The sequence below is a fragment of the Nocardia sp. NPDC001965 genome, from assembly GCF_053594175.1.
Genome location: NZ_JBSFDZ010000001.1, coordinates 227,288 through 244,971, shown reverse-complemented (window position 1 = coordinate 244,971; position 17,684 = coordinate 227,288). Strand labels below are relative to the sequence as shown.

The window sequence follows — 17,684 nt, the reverse complement described above, 5'->3', positions numbered from 1 at the left end:
TGTCAGCAGGGTGGAACGGCTCGTCGAAGGAGTTGTGGTGCTGGGATTGCTGGGTTTCTACGATGAACTGGACAAGCACTGCAGCCGGTCGAGCGGGTCGATCCTCGACGCCGTCCGGCCGGTGGGTGAGCCGGATGAGGCGGAACTGGTGGCCTACTTGGACGCCGGCTACGTGGTGTTGGACGTCATGGAACCCGGGCGTGACGTCATCACTGGGAGCGACCACCGGAACGCTCCCGGATGTTCATCCCTGGTGACCGATGGCACCTGGTTGTGGCGCAAGGACTTCTCGCACTACCTGGAAACCCATCATGTATCGCTGCCCGGGACGTTCCTGGACCATGTCCGCGGCCTGAACTACCAGATGCTCACGGTCGACGTCGCGCAATTTGCTCCGCACTACAACGAGACCATGCCTCTTGTCGGCTGGGCCTCGGCTGTCCCGTGGCAATCGATGGTGACCACCCTCGTACCCGAACCATGACCTGTGACCGGCCGAGCACGAACCCGGCGAAGAGTGCCGTCGAGGCCCTGTTCGCCGGAGGCAACCTCACGCATTCACCGAAGATCGGAAGTGCCGTGCCGATGAGTTCGTTCGGGGTCCAGCTCGTCTACTCCACGAGCGCACCGCCCGAGCATCCGTGTAATGCCGTGCTCGGGCCGAGCGTGTGTCCCGCGCCCGAACGAAGAGAGAATCTCCCATGACCACACCCGACCTTGCGATGCTCCGGTTCGAATCGATCATCGGCCGGTGGAAGACATCCGGTGTCGTCCTGGACGAGAAAGGTCGGCAGACGCTGACGATCGAGGGCACGGACGAGTACGAGTGGATGACCGGAGGCGGTTGGATCCTGCACCGCGTCGATGTGATGATGGGCGGCGAGCGCACCCGGGCTCTCGAACTGATCGGCGACTACGCCCCGGAGGCCGGTACCTACGCGATGCGGGCCTTCGACGCCTCCGGGGCGTACAGCACTATGACGGCACGCCCGAACGCCGATGGGTCCTGGCACTTCGAGGGCGAAGGAATGCGCAGCACTCTCCGGCCGGCCGAAGACCGATCGTCGATGTCCGCACTGTGGGAACGCGACCCCGGCACCGGCACGTGGATACCGTGGATGCGCATGCACTTCGCTGCCCCAGCCAACAATGCGATTCGTGATGCAGAGAGCGGTATCGTGTAGCGCCTCGGGGCCTGTCACCCATGTCCCGCGAACCTGCCAGGAAGGAACCGTGGATGATCACGGACCCGACGCTGCTCCGGATCGGTGAAGCAGCGCAGCTCAACCACAGTGGTGAGCGAGAAGCCGCCCGCCTGTTATTCGCCGAGATCTGGGAGGAGATCGGCGGCGAGGACGGAGACCCGCTGCACCGGTGCACACTCGCTCATTCGATCGCCGACGCCCAAGAAGACGTACAGCAGGAACTCGCCTGGGATCTGCGCGCGCTGGCGGCCGCGGACCAGTTGACCGACGCCGACCTGACGCAATCGGGCGTCACGCTGTCGGTGGCCGGCTTGTATCCCTCGCTGCATCTGAACCTGAGTGACTGCTACCTCAAGCTGGGCGATCTCGACCGAGCTCGTGAACACCTCCGGCACGCGCAGAACACCATCGGCGCACTAGGCGACGACGAGTACGGACAGCTGATCAAAGACGGCCTGGAGCAACTGACCGAAAAACTCCGCTGACACAACCACACTTCGATCACGGCAACGGGGCTGCCGTGCCGGTAAATCCTGCAGTTGCACCGCCGGATTTCTGGGGAATGCGCCCCTACCCCTGTTACTGCTTTTGGGGGTACCGGTGGTGCCGGTCTTGCGGTCGACGTAGATGCGTTCGTCGGGCAGTCCGGCGGCAGCGAGGGCGTCGACGTTCAGGCGGTGGCAGCGGACCCCGGATCTCGATGTCGGTGAACCCCGCACTCTGCAGAGCGCCTACGTTCATCGATTGCTCCAGGGCGGGCAGGATCTCCACCCGTCCGGTTTGGATGAGCAGCCTGCCGTCGGGTTTCAGGACCCGATGGAGCTCGGCGGCACCGCCGTCGCGCAGGTTGTAAGACAACGGCACCCCTTCGAAGTAGACCTCGTCGAAGACCGCATCGGGAAGCACCGACATGTCACGAAAATTTGCCACGACATCCGGTCTGTCTTCCGGAAAACTGTTGAGGAACACCTCGCCTGGCTCGGCGGGCCGGAAAACGTGACCGCCGCCTACCACCAGCCGCGCACCGCCCTCGGCCCTCCCGGCCTGGGATAACAAGGAGGTCAGGTCTGCTGCCGGCTGCGTGCGCAGCGAGGTCGGATCCATCTCCACCGGCACGGTACCGTGCTTACGCTCCAGGCCGTGATGGTTCTGATCGATATCGTCGAGCTGTCGCATCTCCCGGGCACGCAGCTGGCGAAGATCGGTGTCCGCCAGATACTGCGAGGGCGACTCGGGCCGGATCCGCAGCTCCCCGACCGAGGGCAGCATCGGTTCTATCTCCGCCTCGGCCACCCGTTGTCTTTGGAGGCGAGTCGCCCGAATCCTCTCCCGGAGGAGCTGGTCCCTATCGACCGTCTCGGCGACCCCCTGCACGGTCGGGTGAATGATCCTGCCCCGGTACCAGGGATTGGCGATGGCATCGCTCATTGCCCCGAGATGGCGGCTCAAGGCCTCGACCACCCCAGACATCAGATTCCTACCGAAACCTTTACTCACCCGACCCGTCCCCCTCGACGGGGGCCCGGGGTGCGGAGTTCGGCGCCGGCCTAGACGCGCTGATCGGTACGTTCGCGCACCCCCGGCCAGTAATGCCACCATCCGGTCGACGGCGACATTGTTCTGGTGCAGCGCGTGCAGGGGTCCAGGCGGGGCCACCCTCATCGGTCACGCCGACATGAAATCACCTATAGGCCAACACCGCTCGATGATGTTCCGCGCTTAGCGCCGTATCGGGCGGATCTGCTCCCCGACCCCCGGTTCACCCCAGGTCCAGGGTGCGACGCCGTGCTCGTCACAGCTCGACCCTGCGAATCACAGTCCGCCCGGTCTCCGGATCCACATATGGAATCTCGATTGTCCTGAACGGCGTGGGGCTTCGGAACAGTATCTCCTCCTCCTCAGGCTTACCCGTGTACGCACTCACGTCCTTACCGTGCTTCGACAAGAGCTGAAACTCCACAGGAATACCGCTCATGCGGTCGGTGCCGCATGCGGCCTTGTCCGTCCTCGACGCGGAGGTGAATGCCGCCTCGACCAGATCCGGATCGTCCCGGTGACGGGCCAACGCTTCGGGTGAAAGGTTGACCCGACGTATGACCCATTTGTTGCTGTAATCGGGCAGCTTGCTCAGGGCCGAGTTGATGTCGTCGCGCAACAGTTGCTGGTAGCGGCTCAGATCGTTCTGGCGTATTGCGAAGTTCAACCCTCCGGAGGATCCCCCGTAGCGCTGCAGTGCGGACCTGTCATCGTCAATGAGAGCGGGTGTGTCGATCTGCGGGCCGATTGTCGTATCACCCGCACGAGCGGCATCGTCATGTATTCCGAGGGGCTCGCGGTGGTCGTCCTCCCCAAGGATCACGGCCCGAATATTCTTCCCTTCGAGAGAGGTTCTCGATGTCCCGTCGAGTAGCCCTTCGCCCTGCTCTTCGGCACCCGTTACTCCACCGATCACATCTCGGATATTGTGCCGCTGCTGCTTCCGACCGCGCCTCCTGCGCCGCCCCTCGAGTCAACTGCTCGGACAGCTGGGCCGCCCATCTCGCAACTTCGTCGGCAGGTTGCCACCGGTTCACGAGATCACATGTCCTCGACCGATGCGTCGAGCCACGAGATTCCTCCGAATCGACGGATCCGACAGGCTGGGCCCTATTGCCCTACTCCCGCAAATGGAGCCTGGACATACTACCGGAGCAGTTCAGCGAATGGTGACTTCGGCTTGGCCCACAGACTCCGTCGAGGACAGCCACCCCGACTACGATCATAGCGGATCGACCTGAGGTCCAGGTACGCCACACCTGCCCGGGTCGGACCGGCCGGGGGACTTTGTGTCGTCCATTAAATGATGTGTTCTTGAACACCTATAGGCGAGATCATCGCTGGTCATAGATATATTCGACCGAGTTTCGTCCAGGACCACCCCTTTTTTGGACAGCAGGAAGAGCGGTATCTCGGACGCTCCATCCTCGGTCCGCTGCGAAACCGGTTCCCGGAGTCAGCCCTCGATGGAGAAGGTGAGGCCATCGGGTGCGGTGAGATCAGCAACCACCCCCCGGTCGTTTACGGGATCCACCCGCCCAGTTCCGCCATGCGACTCGCCGGCTCGCCGTTGAACCTCGGTGACGGAGTCGACGGCGACGATCAGGCGCCAGCCCGGCACCGTGTTCGGCTTTGCGAGCCCAGTGAAGTCGGTGTCGGGATCGGTCATTCCGAGGAGGCGCTGGTAGAACTCGGCGGCGGCTGGTGGATCTGCGCTCAGGTGTTGTAGTCGCCGCGGCGCCGCCCTGGTCGCCCGTGGATGCGTCCAACCCCTCCGCGGTGCCCGCCGCCACAGCGACACTGCCGCGCCGAACGGATCGATCAGTGTCGTGATCCGGCCGTCGTCCCCGGCATCGAAGGGCGCCACCAATAGTCGGGCACCGGCCTCGACCGCGGCCGCGACCCGCGCGTCCACCTCGTCGACCGCCAGGTAGCAGGCGATGTGCGGGGGTGTCCCGGGCGGATAAATAGCTGCCGTCACGTCACTGAGTCCGCCGATGCGGTGCTCGCCCACCCGGATGACGGTAGCGTGCCGCCACGAGTCCTGGTCGGTCTCGACAGTCCAGCCCAGCGCGCGTTCGAAGAAAGCTGCCGCCGCGTTCGGATCCCGTGTCTTCAAGTCCATCCAGCAGAATGTCCCGTCAGGCCGGGGGACCGGATCTCCGGAAGGTCGCGTACTCATGGCCCGTAAGCATCGCAGAAACCATTGCAGACTGGATGTCGCGACAGGAATCTGTTCATCAAATGATCGTTTTATGAACACTCCGCTCGAAACGGGCTCCGACAGACGAACGCCCAGGTCGACCGAGAACCGTGACTGTTCAAAAAACGTGTCGTAAAGTCTGCCTGTTCAATAACAGCGCAACACCCTTTTCTGTACGATTCGAGGGTGACGGATACCGATGCGCTCGAACCGCTTTCTCTCGACGGCGATGCCCTGGACCCGATCGGCGGGGGAGGAGCGCTCATCGGGTACGCCCGCGTCTCCACCCGGGACCAGAACCTGGATCGGCAGACCCGGGCGTTGAAGGCGGCGGGCTGCGAGAAGGTTGTCTCCGACAAGAAATCTGGGAAGGATATCGAGCGCGAGCAGTTGTCGGCGTGCCTGGACTACATGCGCGCCGGCGACACCCTCGTCGTCGCCTCCCTCGACCGGCTCGGCCGCAGCCTGCAGGACCTGATCTCGATCGTCGCCGACCTGCGCCGCCGCGGTATCGGGTTCCGTTCCCTGCATGAGGCGCTCGACACCACGACTCCCGGTGGGCGGCTGGTGTTTCATGTGTTCGCCGCGTTGGCGGAGTTCATCCGCGAGCTCATCGTCGACGGCACCCACGAAGGCCTCGCCGCGGCCCGGGCCCGCGGGCAACGCCTCGGCCGTCCACCAGCCATGAGCGAGGAGCAGATCCGCCAGGCCCGCGCGTTGATGACCCGGCCGGATGAGTCGGTGTCTTCGATCGCTCGGCTTCTGGGGATCTCGCGGACCACGCTCTACAAGTACCTGCCCGAACTCACCACCGCCCCAGACACGACGGCAAACGTCCCCGCCGGGAGGGGCTGAGGACTCAGGCCGGGAGATCCGGGTCGCGGTGAAGGCGATCCGGGCCGGACAGCTTGTCACAAGACTTCAGGAAAGACTTGCGACCTGACTACAGGTAAAGTTGAATCCTGGAATCTTCCATATGGAACCTTCCAGGATGGAGCTTCCAAAAAGGAAAAACCCCGGCCCCGCGCGCTTGCTAGGCGCGCGAGACGCGGGGCTTGGATCAGGTCGATCCTGTCAGTTTCCTAGGCCGAGCAGGATCTTCCATAGTTTGACGATCGCCGTCAGTACGGTATGCGCCGGGCTGGCGGCTTCGTCGTCTTCGACGAGGTTCGCCATCCACGCCGCCACCATCTTGCTCAGCGCGTGCGCGAGCACGGCCGGCAAGACCTTGCGGGTGATCGTCTGGGCGGCTTTGCGGCCGCGCCGGTTTCCGCTCGTTCCGGATTGGTCCATGTAGAACCGCTCCTTGTCGTGTGAGGCCCGAAGGCCAGGGGAATCCGTGCTCTTGCGACGGACGGAGAGGCACCGATCACACCGATCGGGACATCTCCACCCGCCGCACTCCCACAGATGCCAGCGGCACCGGAACACCAACGAGCAGAGCGCGAAACGGTGGGTAGGGCTTGGCCGTTCCGCTGATCGGAGAGTCTACTGGGCGCCCCAACTCACAAGCCGCCGCGCGGCGCGCTACCCGCCACGACCAGCCCCTGAAATCGAGTCGATCCGCGGGTTTCCGGGCTCCTTCGCCATATTCGACGTGGTTGTCCTAGATCTAGCCGTAGCCGCGGGTCCAGATGAGATAGGCGGGGCGCGGAGCGCGATATCGAGCGGCGTCCCGAGGAAGGGAGACGCGGCGTGTGAAGCACTTCGGTGATCTGGTCGATAAGGCGGCCGTCGAAGGCGGCGCCTCGATCAGTTCGCGTGGGGTGAAAGCATAACGAGATGAGGAAATCGCGCCAGCCGCATCGTGCCCAGGAGTGCGTCGACCCGAAGGTGCGCGCGTGCTCGGGCCGCGCCGTCTGTTGCCACTGGCTTCGGGTACCGCGGTGAAGCGGGCGCGGGTGCTCGATGCCGAACTGTGGCGCAACGTCGACGACTCACCTCCCGAAGAGGGCGAGCCTCCGGAATGGGTCGACTGGTCCTGCGAATACGAACTGCGTGACGAGAGCTCCGGCATCGACGATCACGGCAACCCCGACCTGGAAGACGTCGTCAAAGGTGTCCTCGACTACGCCCGCCAGTGGTCGGACCGCTACGACATCACTATCGAATGGACCATCCACGGCGACCCGCCCGCCGGCGCAACGGTCGAAGACGCTATCACCGCACTCGGCGTCGAACTACCGACCAGGCTCCCAGACTGACCCGACGCCGCGCCCGGCCCCAGGCCATACGCGTGACAAGGTGAGGTCCTTCAACACGATGGACGGCTGTCAATCAACGTGCGAGGAGACTCTATTTTGACGCGTTAGCCCCGGTCAGGAGTATCTATCTGGGGTCTACCCCAAATAGACATATAGCGTTCTCCTCGGTCGACTGCTGTCAGGGTTCCCTTACCGCCGATAGATTTGTCGGGAGTCCTGACATCTCGATTCCGGGGGTATCCCATGAGCAGGCTGACCGACAGTGGGCATGCAGGTGCCATGGTCCACTTCTTCGCCGACGGCATGTCCGGGGAGCGCTGGGATGCGACCGGACCGCTGGTGACCATCGACGCCGACGGCACACCGCTGCCTGTTGACCGGTGGTCGACCCGCAGCGCCGCCGAGATCGTTGGCTGGCGCGCGATCTGCACCACCTATTCCAGCTACCCCAACGGCTGGCGCCGCTGCTGGACGGGGCCGGACTGGATTCGTGTGGCCGCCCTGGCGGACCAGGATCTCGACGCCCGGAAGGTCCACTGGCCGAGCGAGGTAGCCTTTTTCGCCCCTTTAGACGACGCCCTGATCATGGTGGATTGGGAGGTCCACGCCGGTCCTCCTGCCGCCGAGCTGCACGAGGTGGGGCGGCACGCCGATGCGGTCGCCGACGCGCAGGGGAAACTGGACCTGGCCGTACACATCGCGCGCGACGCTGGCGCCTCCTGGGCCGACATTGGCCGCGAGGTCGGGATCTCTCGCCAGTCTGCACATGACCGCTGGGCGAGGAGGCTCGCCAAATGAGAACTGACGCACCCGGTGTAACCAGATGTGTGAGGTCGGCTTCTACCGAGTGACCCGGTTGCACACCAGGTTGTACTCCAAATAGGCGAAGTTGGCGAGCCAACCTTTCTCGGTGACCAGCCGTCCTCGGCATCGTCGGCAGCACCCGCAGGGCGGCTGCCAGTCAGGGGTCCGGGTAGTAACCGCCGAAAAACCAACGGATATGGCGTAGCTGCTGGTCAGCGTCGGCGTTCGGCTCCCGGGCCCAGGATCGAGGTCAGCTCACGGATCGCCTGCGGCGAGGGTTTGAAGTAGCGGCGCAGGTTCTCGGCCTGGGGGTGTCGGTGACCGAGTCCAGGGCGCGGCTGGCGGCGGTGAGTCCGTCCGGGCGGCCGTCGAGCCGGTCGACGGTCTGACGATGGCGATGCCGTAGGCGCGGCGGGTGTTCGCCGAGCCGATGGTGTCGAGGAACGCTTCGGCGGCGGTGCGCAGGCTGCGCGCCGGCGGGGCGGTGCGCAGCCGGGCCACCTTCGCGGCCCTCGGATCCCCTCGTCAGTCCTTGCCCTGGATAACGGGGCCGGTTCGTGTACCCGGTGGAGCGGGTCCGCCGCAGGTCGAGGGTCACGATACCCCGGATAACAGCCCACTATCCGGGGTATCACTGCTATCGATGCGCGGTCACAGCCAGACGCGTACCGCCGTTCGCCGCAGTCACTGATGCCCACGCCACCGGATGACAGAGTCGGCCAGAGTCTCTCGGGGGCCCGCGCCATGAGCGATGCCGTCCTGCCTACCGGTGGCTCCACCCGGCCGGGTGGAGGCACCTTTGTCGTTCCCGGGTAGCGCCGAGTCCGCCGCGATCATGGAATATCGTGCCGGTCATGACCACGGATGACTGGTTGGCCGCCACCCGAACCTCTTATGACACGGTCGCGGTCAGCTATGCCGACCAAGTGCGCGGCGCCCTCGCCGGACACCAGTACCTTCGCGCGGCTCTGGCGTTGTTCGCCGACAGCGTGCGGACCGCGGGCGGCGGACCGGTCGCCGACGTCGGCTGCGGCCCCGGCGAAGTCACCGCCCACCTGCATGAGCTCGGTGTCGACGCCTTCGGTATCGACCTCTCCCCGGCGATGATCGACGTGGCCCGGCGCGACCACCCCGGCCTGCGGTTCGAGGTGGGCTCGATGACGGAACTGAACCTGCCCGTCGCTTCGGTGGCCGGCCTGCTCGCCTGGCAATCGTTGATCCACATCCCCGACGACGAGGTGCCGACTGTGCTCGGGCGCTTCCACCAAGCATTGCGTCCCGGCGGACCGTTGCAACTCCTGTTTCACGTCGGCGACGAGTCGCTGTTGAAGACAGAGGGCTACGGCGGTCACCCGATGAAGGTCCATGTCCACCACCGTCAGCCGAACCAGGTGGCATCCTGGCTGCACGATGCCGGATTCGTGGTCGAGGCCCAGATGCTGCTCGACCCGGATGCGAAAGCTCAGCAAGCGATTCTCTTCGCACGCAGTAAGTCCTAACCTCTGCATATGTCGGGCTCGCCATTCGGAACCGCGAGGTCCCCGACGTACACCGCCCGGCGGGAAGCGTGGACCTGGAGTACGCATGTCACCGACCAACGCGACGCCGAACCGCATCGCCCCCACTGACGCGCGGCCTCTTCGGCGCCGCGGTCACCGGCCGACCAGACGCCCCGCCCGCGCAGTCGACCCAGGAGCCGGCATGGAATCCCGGCGTCACCCACAGCGAGCCCGAAATACGCCCTGCACGTCTGGACCGGCCGGGCACGGCGGGTGATCAGCCGGCACACCGGACGCCAGTGGGCGGGCATCACCGCCGACAAGCTGCGGATCGGAGTCGAGGGCGCCCCTACTCCTTCGGCTACATCGCCGGACCGCACCACTCACGGGCCTGGGACCACGACTGGACCCAGGACGGACGATCCTGCGCGGACCTGATCCCGGACATGAGGACCACTGAATGGCTCGACCACGAGCACACGAACCGGGCCCTGGGGTAACGCCGGGACCGGTCAGAACAGGGTGTCGCGCACCCGCAGCGGCCGGTGGATCCGGCCCGGGCGACCGATCCACTCAGGCGACGGGCCTTGCGGAGTTGATCAGCGACGGGGGCGGTCAGGCCGTGTTGCAAAATACATTCGGGGACAACGTAGTAGCGATGGAAGTGAAGCGGTAACGGCCGGTGTGGATGGGCCGATCTCTGCGTATATTGAAAAGCTGCGCTGCTGGGAATTTGCTCGTCCCGGGTGCTCGAACACAGGCGAGGTCCGATGTCCTACGAAGCTGCGCCCTTCTTTCGGCGGCTCGCTGCCAGAATTCTGGATCTGGCGTTCTGTCTTGTTCTGACGTTCGTTGTCGCCATACCGGTATCGATTCTCTGGATTCCGATCGGACTGGTGACCGAGGGGGCGGATGAGGACCTCGTGTACGGACTGGGGGCGGCGATGTGCTACTTCATCGCCTATGTCGGGCTGGAGGTGTTTCTGCTGGTTCGACGGGAAGGGCAGACCCTTGGCAAAGGGCTGCTCGGGTTACGGGTCGTGCCGGCAGTGGAGACGGTCGCGCCCCGTATCGGTGTGCGACCTGCCGTGACTCGGATGCTGATCATCTTTCTGCCGTTCGTGTTTTTGTCGCTGTCCGGGGGATTCCCGGAGTCAGGCATCCTCAATATGCTGGCCATACTCGGGATGCTGTCGTTTGCGGTCAGCCTGGTGCTCGCGGCCATTCCGGCGGCTCGGCGTCAGGCGCTACATGATCTGGCCGCGCGGAGTCGGGTGGTGCGGGCCGCCAAGCGCAAGATCGATCTGAAGACAGACCTCGTGATGGTGTTGCCGGGCAAGTTGGATATGACGAAACGTCTCTGAATCTCGTGGTAGGCATGTCACGCGGGCCCAGCCGCGGCGGCGTACTGGGCATGTAGCGCCGGTTTGCCCGGCCGGCCCGGCTTCACGCCGCGATATCGAACAAAACCAGCTCCTGTCGAGCCGCCGAAGCCTGGTCGCGCTCCTCGGCACGTTCCCGCGCCGCGCACGTCGGGCCGATCCCCTCGGCCACAGACCGTGGCGACAGCAACCAGCCATGGCACCGGCGGCAGTGCGCGACCAGCTTCACGGTGGGCCGATCCTCGGCGACCTCGGCCATATCCATCTCCTCCGGCCAGGACACGTACACCCGCGAGGATGACACGCACGTCCGACATCGGCCGCCCGGATCGTCGACTATTCCGGTATCCCGACCTCGGCGGGGTCCTTGTCGGTGCGCAGGCCCCGCCAGCTGGGATGCCGCAGCCCCTCACCGGTGTACTCGCGGTACTCGATATCGCCGACGAGCACCGGATCCACCCACCGCGGCACCCCGGGGCGCCCGAACCGGCCCGGCGACAGGACGAACAGCGCTTCGGTGCGCGCGATCTCATCGAGACGAGCCCGTAACGCCCGCCGCCCTGACATCGTGAAGCCGGTGCCGACATTGCCGATATGCACCAGCTGCCCCGCCGGGTCGTGGCCGGTCAGGATCAACGACCCGAACGAGGTATTCACCGACCCGGTCCCGGCGGTCCAGCCGGCGACGATCGCCTCCGTGGTCTTGCGGAGCGGGGTTTTCACCCATGCCCGCGAACGGCGCCCGGGCTGGTAGGACGAGTCGTTGACCGGACTACCGCGGCTTGCTTCGGTGTTTCGGGTATCGCTCTACCTCGTTGCCCGGTAGATCTTCTGTGGTCTGACGGGAGAGGTGGTTCTGGGTTTGAATGGTGGGGCTGAGCGGGATATTCGGGCAGTTCGGCTGCCAAGTGGGGGAGGGTCGTCGAGGTCGAGGGGGTCGTGCCGTTCCTGGTTGTGGATGCCAGTGGGTGCCCGTGGTGCCGATCCGGCGGTTTCTCGCCGACTTCGTCGCGCAGGGCAACAGCCCGCGGTCGGTGCGCAGCTACGCCTATGTGTTGCTGCGGTGGTGGCGTTGGCTGCTGGCGGTTGAGGTGGCCTGGGACAGAGCGACTTCTGCCGAGTGCCGGGATCTTGTGCTGTGGCTCGGTTTTCATACCAAACCGAGAACCTCTCCAAGGACGAAATCACGAGGCACCGCCGGCACCATCAACCCGATCACGCGTAAGCGCTACCTCGATGACCGCTACGCCGCCCGCACCATCCGGCATTCGAACGCGGTGGTGCGCTCGTTCTACGAGTTCTGGATCGAGATCGGTGAGGGCCCGCTGCTCAACCCGGTGCCGTTGAGCCGGCGAGGATCGCGCAGCCACGCCCATCACAACCCGCTCGACACCTTCCAGAGCGGTGGGCGGTTGCGCTATAACCCCAGGCTGCCCGTACAGCGGACTCGCGAGATCCCCGATCCGCAGTGGCAGCAGTTGTTCGCGGCATTGCGCCACAATCGCGATCGGGCGGTGCTGTCGCTGACGGTCAGCACCGCGGCCCGCTCCGCGGAGATCCTCGGGCTGCGTCTGGTCGATCTGGATTGGGGTGAGCAGTTGATCCGGGTGACCCGCAAGGGCAGCGGCGCCAGCCAGTGGCTGCCGGCAAGTGCCGAGGCGTTCGTGTGGTTGCGGCTCTGGATCGCCGAACTGGAGACACCGGTGGAGCCGGATCAACAGCTGTGGCAGACACTTCGTCGCCGTGACCGCGGCAACGGTCCGCGCCGGCAGCCGATGACCTATGAAGCGCTGCGTAAAGTCCTCACCCGCGCCAACGAGACGCTGGGGACGAACTGGTCGATGCACGACCTACGCCACACCGCCGCCCTGCGCATGGCCCGCGATGAACACCTGAGCGAACGCGATGTGCAAACCATCCTCGGGCACGCGCACCTGTCGACCACCACCCAGATCTATCTGGTGCAAGACGACGCCGAGACCATCGCCCGGGTACGCCGCCACCTGGCCGAGCTCGCCGACCCCACCCGGCCGGCGCCGGCCCCCGCGCCTGGCTATGACGACGATGACCTGGCGGTGCTGTTCGGAGGCCGACAATGAGCGCAGGTCTGGACACCGCGACCGCCGTGCAACCGCGGGCGGGTAGGGCACGGCGCCGTTTGCCGGTGGTGGTGTGGCACGAGGAACTCGCCGAGACCCGGGTGGAGACCGGTGGAGTACGCGATGACTGGTCGATCCCGCAGATCCTGGCTTTGATACCACAACTGCCGTGGTGGTCGGATACGAGCAGCACCACCAATCGCCGCGTCGTCGACGGCGCACGCGACATCCTGCAGTGGCTGGCCAGCGCCGACGCGCACGGCTGGCAGCAGCGCTGGCTGGTCTCGGGCGCGGACCGCGACACCGACTGGATCGCTGACCTGGTGCAGCACGAGCATCCGCTGCCACCGAAGCGGCAGCGTATCCAGCTGTTCGGCGGACTCAGTGCACTGATCCTGCTGAGGATCGTGTTTCCCAGCTATAACCTGCTCAACGAGTGCAAGGCCTCCCGGATCTACGGCAAATACCGGCAACTGTGGCGCCCGGATCTCTACACACAGATAGCGCAGCGCGCCGCCGAGCGGGGCATCGATACCGTGCATTGCCACGAAGCACTCACCACGATCAGCAAGGTCGCGACCCGGACCGGCAAGGATCCCGATCAACTCACCGCCATCGATCTGCTGGCCTACCGTGCTTGGCAGCGCCGCGGCGGCAAGCAGGTCCCGGCCGGGTTGTCGCTGGGATGGTCGCTGCTGCAGGGCATTGCCGACCTCGGCGAGCACGACAGCCTCGAGGGTTGGGCGGTGCCCGCAGCGAGGACACCTACTTCCAGGTCCTGATCACGGTCCGCGCGTTCTACCGCGACATCCAGGACTGGGCCGTGCACGACCCGTACTGGGCCCGCCACAGCGTCGCCAACCCCATCCGCAAAAACGACACCGGCGGGGTCACCAAAGCCGACCAAAGACGCCGAGCCGCGATGGCCCAACGCATCCGTGAACGCCTGCCTCACCTGCCGATCCTCGTCGAGACCGCCGAGAAATATCGCGCCGAACAGGCCGGGCTACTGGCTGCGGCCGCGGCGACCCCGGTGGGCGAAAGCTTCACCCACGAAGGTCGCCGATACGGGCGACCACTTCCTGGGCCGTATCAGAATCCCGGCCGGCTCGCCGCGAGCCCGCCCGATCTCATTGAGGATCTGGACAACGGGGCGGTGATCGATATCGGAAAGACCGAGCACGACGCGTTCTGGGCCTGGGCGATCATCGAGGTCCTGCGCCACACCGGCATCCGCATCGAGGAACTGCTCGAGATCACCCACCTCGGCCTGATCGCCTACACCGTGCCCGCCAACGGCGAGATCGTGCCGATGCTGCAGATCGTGCCCTCCAAGAGCAACGAGGAACGCCTGCTGCTGGTCAGCCCGGAGCTGGCCAGCGTGCTCGCGGCGATCATCTCCCGGCTGCGCGCCCATCACGACGCCACCGTGCCCTTGACCGCGCGCTATGACGCACACGAGAAGGTTATCGGCCCGCCGCTTCCTCATTTGTTCCAGCACCGCACCGGATGGATCTGGAAGACCTTCAGCTACGGCAAGGTCCAGAAACTTCTCACCGGCACCCTCGCGCGCACCGGACTCACCGACGCCGCTGGCCGGCCCCTGCGCTACACCCCGCACGACTTCCGCCGCTTGTGGGCCACCGACGCGGTCAGCAACGGTCTGCCGGTCCACATCGCGGCGAAACTGCTGGGACACCGAAACATCAACACAACCCAAACCTACGTCGCAGTCTTCGATGAACACCTCGTGCGTGCCTACCGGGCCTTCCTCGACAACCGCCGCGCCCTGCGCCCGCAAGCCGAATACCGTGAACCCACCGACAGCGAATGGAAGGAGTTCCAGCAGCACTTCGAGCTGCGCAAACTCGAACTGGGTACCTGCTCACGCCCATACGGCAGTCCCTGCCGGCATGAGCACGCCTGTATCCGCTGCCCGAGCCTGCACGTAGACCCACGCGCCCGCGCGCGCCTGGCCGAGATCATCGCCAACCTGCGCGACCGTATCTCCGAGGCGCAATCCTGCGGCTGGACCGGGGAAGTCGAGGGACTGCGCGTCAGCCTGCGCGCCGCCGCGACCAAACTCGCGAGCCTGGACAAAATGAACGAACGCAACGCACGGGCCCCATCGCTGACCAACCTCGGGTTTCCGAGCATTCACCGCTGAAGACCGCCTCCGGTGCTACCTGGATAACTGCCCGTAATCCGGGTAACTCACAGAGAGTGCTGGCCGTGAAGCGTGCGGTAATGCCGCATACCGCGCTAACTTAGTCGGTCAGCGCGGTCATTCACGACCGAGGTCGGATCTCGACGCCCGGCGAGGACGTACGCCGCGCCCGTCACCATCAGCTGTTCGATCTACTCGGTCGGCTTCCTCCAGTCCTGTCGTGCACGCGTACCGAGCGTTTCAGGCTGCGAGGGCCTCGACGACTTTTCGCGCCGTGGCCTTGGCCGAGCCCGGGTTCTGGCCGGTGACGAGGTTGCCGTCGACGACGGTGTAGGACACGAACGGTAGCTTTGCCTTCTCGTAGAGCGCGCCGCGCTGCTTCGCGCGCTCCTGCGCGTTGTAGGGCACCAGCTTGTCGACGCGGGCAAGCACCTCCTCCTGCCAGGCAAAGCCGGTCATATGCTTGCCCGCGATGAGGTGGGAGCCGTCGGAGAGCTGGGTGTTGAGCAGCCCGCAGTAGCCGTGGCAGACCGAGGACACGACACCACCGCGCTCGTAGATCTCGCGGGTGATGCGTTGCAGGGGCTCGGAGTCGGGGAAGTCGTACATGACGGCGTGGCCGCCGGTGAAGTAGATGGCGTCGAAGCGGGCGGAGTCGATCTCTTCGGGGCTCTTCGTGGTCGCGAGGAGCTCCATCTTCGCGGGGTCGGCGCGCCAGGCCTTGGCGGTCTTGTCGTAGTTGGGGAACTTCAGTGCCCGCGGCTCGAGTGGAGTGGGGCCGCCTGCCGGGCTGACCAGGGTCTGTTCGAAGCCCGCCTTGTCGAACACGTGCCAGGCGTGCGTGAGTTCGGACAGCCACAGTCCTGTCGCGTGGGAAGGGTCGTCGTAGTGGCCGACGTTGGTGACGACGTGGAGCACACGCTTGGTCATGGCTTATTTTCCTTCCTGCGGGGGCGGATGGCGAGGAGGTGGGCAGCGTCGTGTCTTGTGGTCATCGGACGCCCAGGGCGCGCAGTGTCTTGAAGGCCCGGGTCAGGATCCGCGCCCACTGCTCGTGCTCGACTGACCGGGGCGGAGTGAAGCCCTGGAGTCGCTGGTGGGCGACGGTCTGGGCTTCGGTGTATTTGAGCAGCCCGTCCGCGCCGTGACGGCGGCCGAGGCCCGAGTCGCCCATTCCGCCCATGGGGGCATCGATGCTGCCCCAGGCGGCGGCGAACGCCTCGTTGACGTTGACCGTGCCGGCGTGGAGCCGTTGCGCGACCTTGCGGGCCTCGGAGCCGTTGCGGCCCCAGGCGCTGGCGTTGAGGCCGTACGGGGTGGCGTTGGCCATCGCCACCGCGTCATCGACCGACCGGTACCGGTAGATCGAGACCACTGGACCGAACGTCTCGTGGTCGAACAGTGTCATCTCCGGTGTTACGTCGGCCAGGATTGTCGGCTCGTAGAACAGTGGCCCGAGGTCGGGTCGGGCGTTGCCGCCGGCCAGCACCGTCGCGCCTTTCGACACCGCGTCGTCTACGTGCGCGCTGACCGTCTCGAGCTGGGAGGAGGTGGTCAGCGAGCCCATGTCCATCGAGAAGTCGTAGGCAGCCCCCAGGCGCATGGCCCGGGTGCGCTCGACGAACGCGGCCACGAACGCGTCGTGGATCTCGTCGGCGAGGTAGAGCCGCTCGATGGACACGCACAGCTGCCCGGCCGAGGGGAAGCAGGCGGCGACCGCACCGGCGGCGGCCTTCTGGATGTCGGCGTCGGCGAGCACGACCATGGCGTTCTTGCCGCCGAGCTCCAGCGACGCGCCGACGAGCCGCTCACCTGCGTCACGCGCGATCTGGCGCCCGCTGGCAGTGGAGCCGGTGAACATCACGTAGTCCGCGCCGTCTATGAGCGCGCCTCCGATGGAGCTGCCACGGCCGACCACCATCTGCCACACGTCGGCCGGTAATCCGGCCTCGCGCATGAGCTCCATGGCCCACAGCGCGGTCAGGGCGGTCTGCGTGTCGGGCTTCTGCACGACAGCGTTGCCGGCCATCAGGGCCGGGATGGCGTCGCCGGCGGCCATGCTGAGCGGGTAGTTCCACGGCGAAATGACGGTGACCACGCCCTTGGGGTGGTGCAGCTCGGTGGTGTGTGTCAGCACGGGGATCGCGCCCTTGCGGCGCTTCGGTGCGAGGAGCCGCCGTGCGCTGCGCGCGTAGTAGCGGGCGGTGATCGCGATATCGCTGACCTCGAGGAAGGCGTCGCGGCGGGTCTTGCCGCTCTCGGCCTGCATCAGGTCGAGGGCCTGCTCTTGCCGCTGGAGGACGAGGTCGTGGAAGCGCAGCATGATGCGCGTGCGGTCGGCCACCGGGACGGCCGCCCAGGCGGCCTGTGCAGCGCGTGCTCGGACGAAGGCCTCTTCGACGTTTTCGGGGTTGGAGACGGGCAGGTCCGCGAGTGGTGCGCCGGTGTACGGGGAGGTCGTGGTGACCCGCTGGGCGCCGGCACCGGCGGCGACCAGGGTGGCCAACTGTTGGACCCGGGCCGATGTCAGCGAGGCCGGAAGGACGGTGGCGACGTGGCCGGAATTCGTGGTGGTCATCGTGTCC

General features: G+C 65.9%; 19 protein-coding genes. 11 read left to right on the top strand and 8 right to left on the bottom strand.

Going from position 1 to position 17,684, the window contains the following annotated elements; genetic code table 11:
- Positions 1 to 37: 37 nt before the first annotated feature.
- From ACWCPQ_RS01100 to ACWCPQ_RS01090, 3 genes are all read left to right on the top strand, one after another.
- The gene (locus ACWCPQ_RS01100; protein WP_449893351.1) at positions 38 to 484 is read left to right on the top strand and encodes a hypothetical protein; all 447 of its coding nucleotides are present in this window, start codon (positions 38 to 40) and stop codon (positions 482 to 484) included.
- 217 nt (positions 485 to 701) lie between these two features.
- Entirely contained in the window at positions 702 to 1,184 is a 483-nt protein-coding gene (locus ACWCPQ_RS01095; RefSeq protein ID WP_449893349.1) for a hypothetical protein, read from the top strand.
- Positions 1,185 to 1,237: 53 nt separating this feature from the next.
- Positions 1,238 to 1,690 (top strand): hypothetical protein, encoded by a 453-nt coding sequence (locus ACWCPQ_RS01090; protein ID WP_449893347.1) that lies wholly within the window; start codon positions 1,238 to 1,240, stop codon positions 1,688 to 1,690.
- A gap of 94 nt (positions 1,691 to 1,784) precedes the next feature.
- On the opposite strand, the gene ACWCPQ_RS01085 is transcribed toward ACWCPQ_RS01090, so the two are convergent.
- From ACWCPQ_RS01085 to ACWCPQ_RS01075, 3 genes are all read right to left on the bottom strand, one after another.
- Positions 1,785 to 2,666, bottom strand: a complete 882-nt coding sequence (locus tag ACWCPQ_RS01085; RefSeq protein ID WP_449893346.1) for a hypothetical protein — start codon at positions 2,664 to 2,666, stop codon at positions 1,785 to 1,787.
- Positions 2,667 to 2,997: 331 nt separating this feature from the next.
- Complete coding sequence (locus ACWCPQ_RS01080; protein WP_449893344.1) at positions 2,998 to 3,657, bottom strand: hypothetical protein; 660 nt, start codon at positions 3,655 to 3,657, stop codon at positions 2,998 to 3,000.
- A gap of 540 nt (positions 3,658 to 4,197) precedes the next feature.
- A complete protein-coding gene (locus ACWCPQ_RS01075) occupies positions 4,198 to 4,866 on the bottom strand; it encodes a VOC family protein (protein WP_449893342.1) in 669 nt (222 codons plus the stop codon).
- Between the two features lie 264 nt (positions 4,867 to 5,130).
- On the opposite strand from ACWCPQ_RS01075, the gene ACWCPQ_RS01070 reads away from it, so the two are divergent.
- A complete protein-coding gene (locus ACWCPQ_RS01070; protein ID WP_449893341.1) occupies positions 5,131 to 5,799 on the top strand; it encodes a recombinase family protein in 669 nt (222 codons plus the stop codon).
- 219 nt (positions 5,800 to 6,018) lie between these two features.
- Here the strand turns inward: ACWCPQ_RS01070 and ACWCPQ_RS01065 are convergent, their stop codons facing one another.
- Entirely contained in the window at positions 6,019 to 6,237 is a 219-nt protein-coding gene (locus tag ACWCPQ_RS01065; protein WP_449893339.1) for a hypothetical protein, read from the bottom strand.
- Positions 6,238 to 6,785: 548 nt separating this feature from the next.
- Between ACWCPQ_RS01065 and ACWCPQ_RS01060 the strand changes: the two genes are divergently transcribed.
- The 4 genes from ACWCPQ_RS01060 to ACWCPQ_RS01045 all read left to right on the top strand — a co-directional run bounded on the left by ACWCPQ_RS01060 (position 6,786) and on the right by ACWCPQ_RS01045 (position 10,815).
- Positions 6,786 to 7,148 (top strand): hypothetical protein, encoded by a 363-nt coding sequence (locus ACWCPQ_RS01060; RefSeq protein ID WP_449893337.1) that lies wholly within the window; start codon positions 6,786 to 6,788, stop codon positions 7,146 to 7,148.
- A gap of 243 nt (positions 7,149 to 7,391) precedes the next feature.
- On the top strand, positions 7,392 to 7,946 hold the full coding sequence (locus ACWCPQ_RS01055) for an AsnC family protein (RefSeq protein ID WP_449893335.1): 555 nt from the start codon (positions 7,392 to 7,394) through the stop codon (positions 7,944 to 7,946).
- Between the two features lie 860 nt (positions 7,947 to 8,806).
- Positions 8,807 to 9,451 carry a class I SAM-dependent methyltransferase gene (locus ACWCPQ_RS01050; protein WP_449894360.1) on the top strand — a complete coding sequence of 215 codons (645 nt, stop codon included), beginning with the start codon at positions 8,807 to 8,809 and terminating at the stop codon, positions 9,449 to 9,451.
- Positions 9,452 to 10,221: 770 nt separating this feature from the next.
- Positions 10,222 to 10,815 carry an RDD family protein gene (locus ACWCPQ_RS01045; protein ID WP_423697072.1) on the top strand — a complete coding sequence of 198 codons (594 nt, stop codon included), beginning with the start codon at positions 10,222 to 10,224 and terminating at the stop codon, positions 10,813 to 10,815.
- Between the two features lie 82 nt (positions 10,816 to 10,897).
- On the opposite strand, the gene ACWCPQ_RS01040 is transcribed toward ACWCPQ_RS01045, so the two are convergent.
- Together ACWCPQ_RS01040 and ACWCPQ_RS01035 are read right to left on the bottom strand one after the other, a co-directional pair.
- On the bottom strand, positions 10,898 to 11,092 hold the full coding sequence (locus tag ACWCPQ_RS01040; protein WP_449893334.1) for a DUF6011 domain-containing protein: 195 nt from the start codon (positions 11,090 to 11,092) through the stop codon (positions 10,898 to 10,900).
- 77 nt (positions 11,093 to 11,169) lie between these two features.
- Positions 11,170 to 11,556, bottom strand: a complete 387-nt coding sequence (locus tag ACWCPQ_RS01035; RefSeq protein ID WP_449893333.1) for an ATP dependent DNA ligase — start codon at positions 11,554 to 11,556, stop codon at positions 11,170 to 11,172.
- A 332-nt stretch (positions 11,557 to 11,888) separates the two neighbouring features.
- On the opposite strand from ACWCPQ_RS01035, the gene ACWCPQ_RS01030 reads away from it, so the two are divergent.
- The 3 genes from ACWCPQ_RS01030 to ACWCPQ_RS01020 are packed head-to-tail and all read left to right on the top strand — an operon-like array spanning position 11,889 to position 15,099.
- Complete coding sequence (locus ACWCPQ_RS01030) at positions 11,889 to 12,932, top strand: tyrosine-type recombinase/integrase (RefSeq protein WP_449893331.1); 1,044 nt, start codon at positions 11,889 to 11,891, stop codon at positions 12,930 to 12,932.
- Positions 12,929 to 13,714, top strand: coding sequence for a hypothetical protein (locus ACWCPQ_RS01025; protein ID WP_449893329.1), 786 nt, complete (start codon positions 12,929 to 12,931; stop codon positions 13,712 to 13,714). The genes ACWCPQ_RS01030 and ACWCPQ_RS01025 overlap by 4 nt, the downstream gene beginning before the upstream one ends.
- Entirely contained in the window at positions 13,672 to 15,099 is a 1,428-nt protein-coding gene (locus ACWCPQ_RS01020; RefSeq protein ID WP_449893327.1) for a tyrosine-type recombinase/integrase, read from the top strand. The genes ACWCPQ_RS01025 and ACWCPQ_RS01020 overlap by 43 nt, the downstream gene beginning before the upstream one ends.
- A gap of 240 nt (positions 15,100 to 15,339) precedes the next feature.
- Here ACWCPQ_RS01020 and ACWCPQ_RS01015 read toward each other — a convergent pair whose 3' ends face one another.
- A complete protein-coding gene (locus ACWCPQ_RS01015) occupies positions 15,340 to 16,029 on the bottom strand; it encodes a type 1 glutamine amidotransferase domain-containing protein (protein ID WP_449893326.1) in 690 nt (229 codons plus the stop codon).
- Positions 16,030 to 16,090: 61 nt separating this feature from the next.
- On the bottom strand, positions 16,091 to 17,677 hold the full coding sequence (locus ACWCPQ_RS01010) for a succinic semialdehyde dehydrogenase (RefSeq protein WP_449893325.1): 1,587 nt from the start codon (positions 17,675 to 17,677) through the stop codon (positions 16,091 to 16,093).
- Positions 17,678 to 17,684: the final 7 nt, after the last annotated feature.

Excerpts from the sequence above, each read along its gene's own strand:
- ACWCPQ_RS01095 (WP_449893349.1), top strand. The coding sequence starts at position 702 with ATGACCACACCCGACCTTGCGATGCTCCGGTTCGAATCGATCATCGGC.
- ACWCPQ_RS01090 (WP_449893347.1), top strand. The coding sequence starts at position 1,238 with ATGATCACGGACCCGACGCTGCTCCGGATCGGTGAAGCAGCGCAGCTC.
- ACWCPQ_RS01075 (WP_449893342.1), bottom strand. The coding sequence starts at position 4,866 with ATGGACTTGAAGACACGGGATCCGAACGCGGCGGCAGCTTTCTTCGAA.
- ACWCPQ_RS01065 (WP_449893339.1), bottom strand. The coding sequence starts at position 6,237 with ATGGACCAATCCGGAACGAGCGGAAACCGGCGCGGCCGCAAAGCCGCC.
- ACWCPQ_RS01055 (WP_449893335.1), top strand. The coding sequence starts at position 7,392 with ATGAGCAGGCTGACCGACAGTGGGCATGCAGGTGCCATGGTCCACTTC.
- ACWCPQ_RS01050 (WP_449894360.1), top strand. The coding sequence starts at position 8,807 with ATGACCACGGATGACTGGTTGGCCGCCACCCGAACCTCTTATGACACG.
- ACWCPQ_RS01045 (WP_423697072.1), top strand. The coding sequence starts at position 10,222 with ATGTCCTACGAAGCTGCGCCCTTCTTTCGGCGGCTCGCTGCCAGAATT.
- ACWCPQ_RS01040 (WP_449893334.1), bottom strand. The coding sequence starts at position 11,092 with ATGGCCGAGGTCGCCGAGGATCGGCCCACCGTGAAGCTGGTCGCGCAC.
- ACWCPQ_RS01025 (WP_449893329.1), top strand. The coding sequence starts at position 12,929 with ATGAGCGCAGGTCTGGACACCGCGACCGCCGTGCAACCGCGGGCGGGT.
- ACWCPQ_RS01015 (WP_449893326.1), bottom strand. The coding sequence starts at position 16,029 with ATGACCAAGCGTGTGCTCCACGTCGTCACCAACGTCGGCCACTACGAC.
- ACWCPQ_RS01010 (WP_449893325.1), bottom strand. The coding sequence starts at position 17,677 with ATGACCACCACGAATTCCGGCCACGTCGCCACCGTCCTTCCGGCCTCG.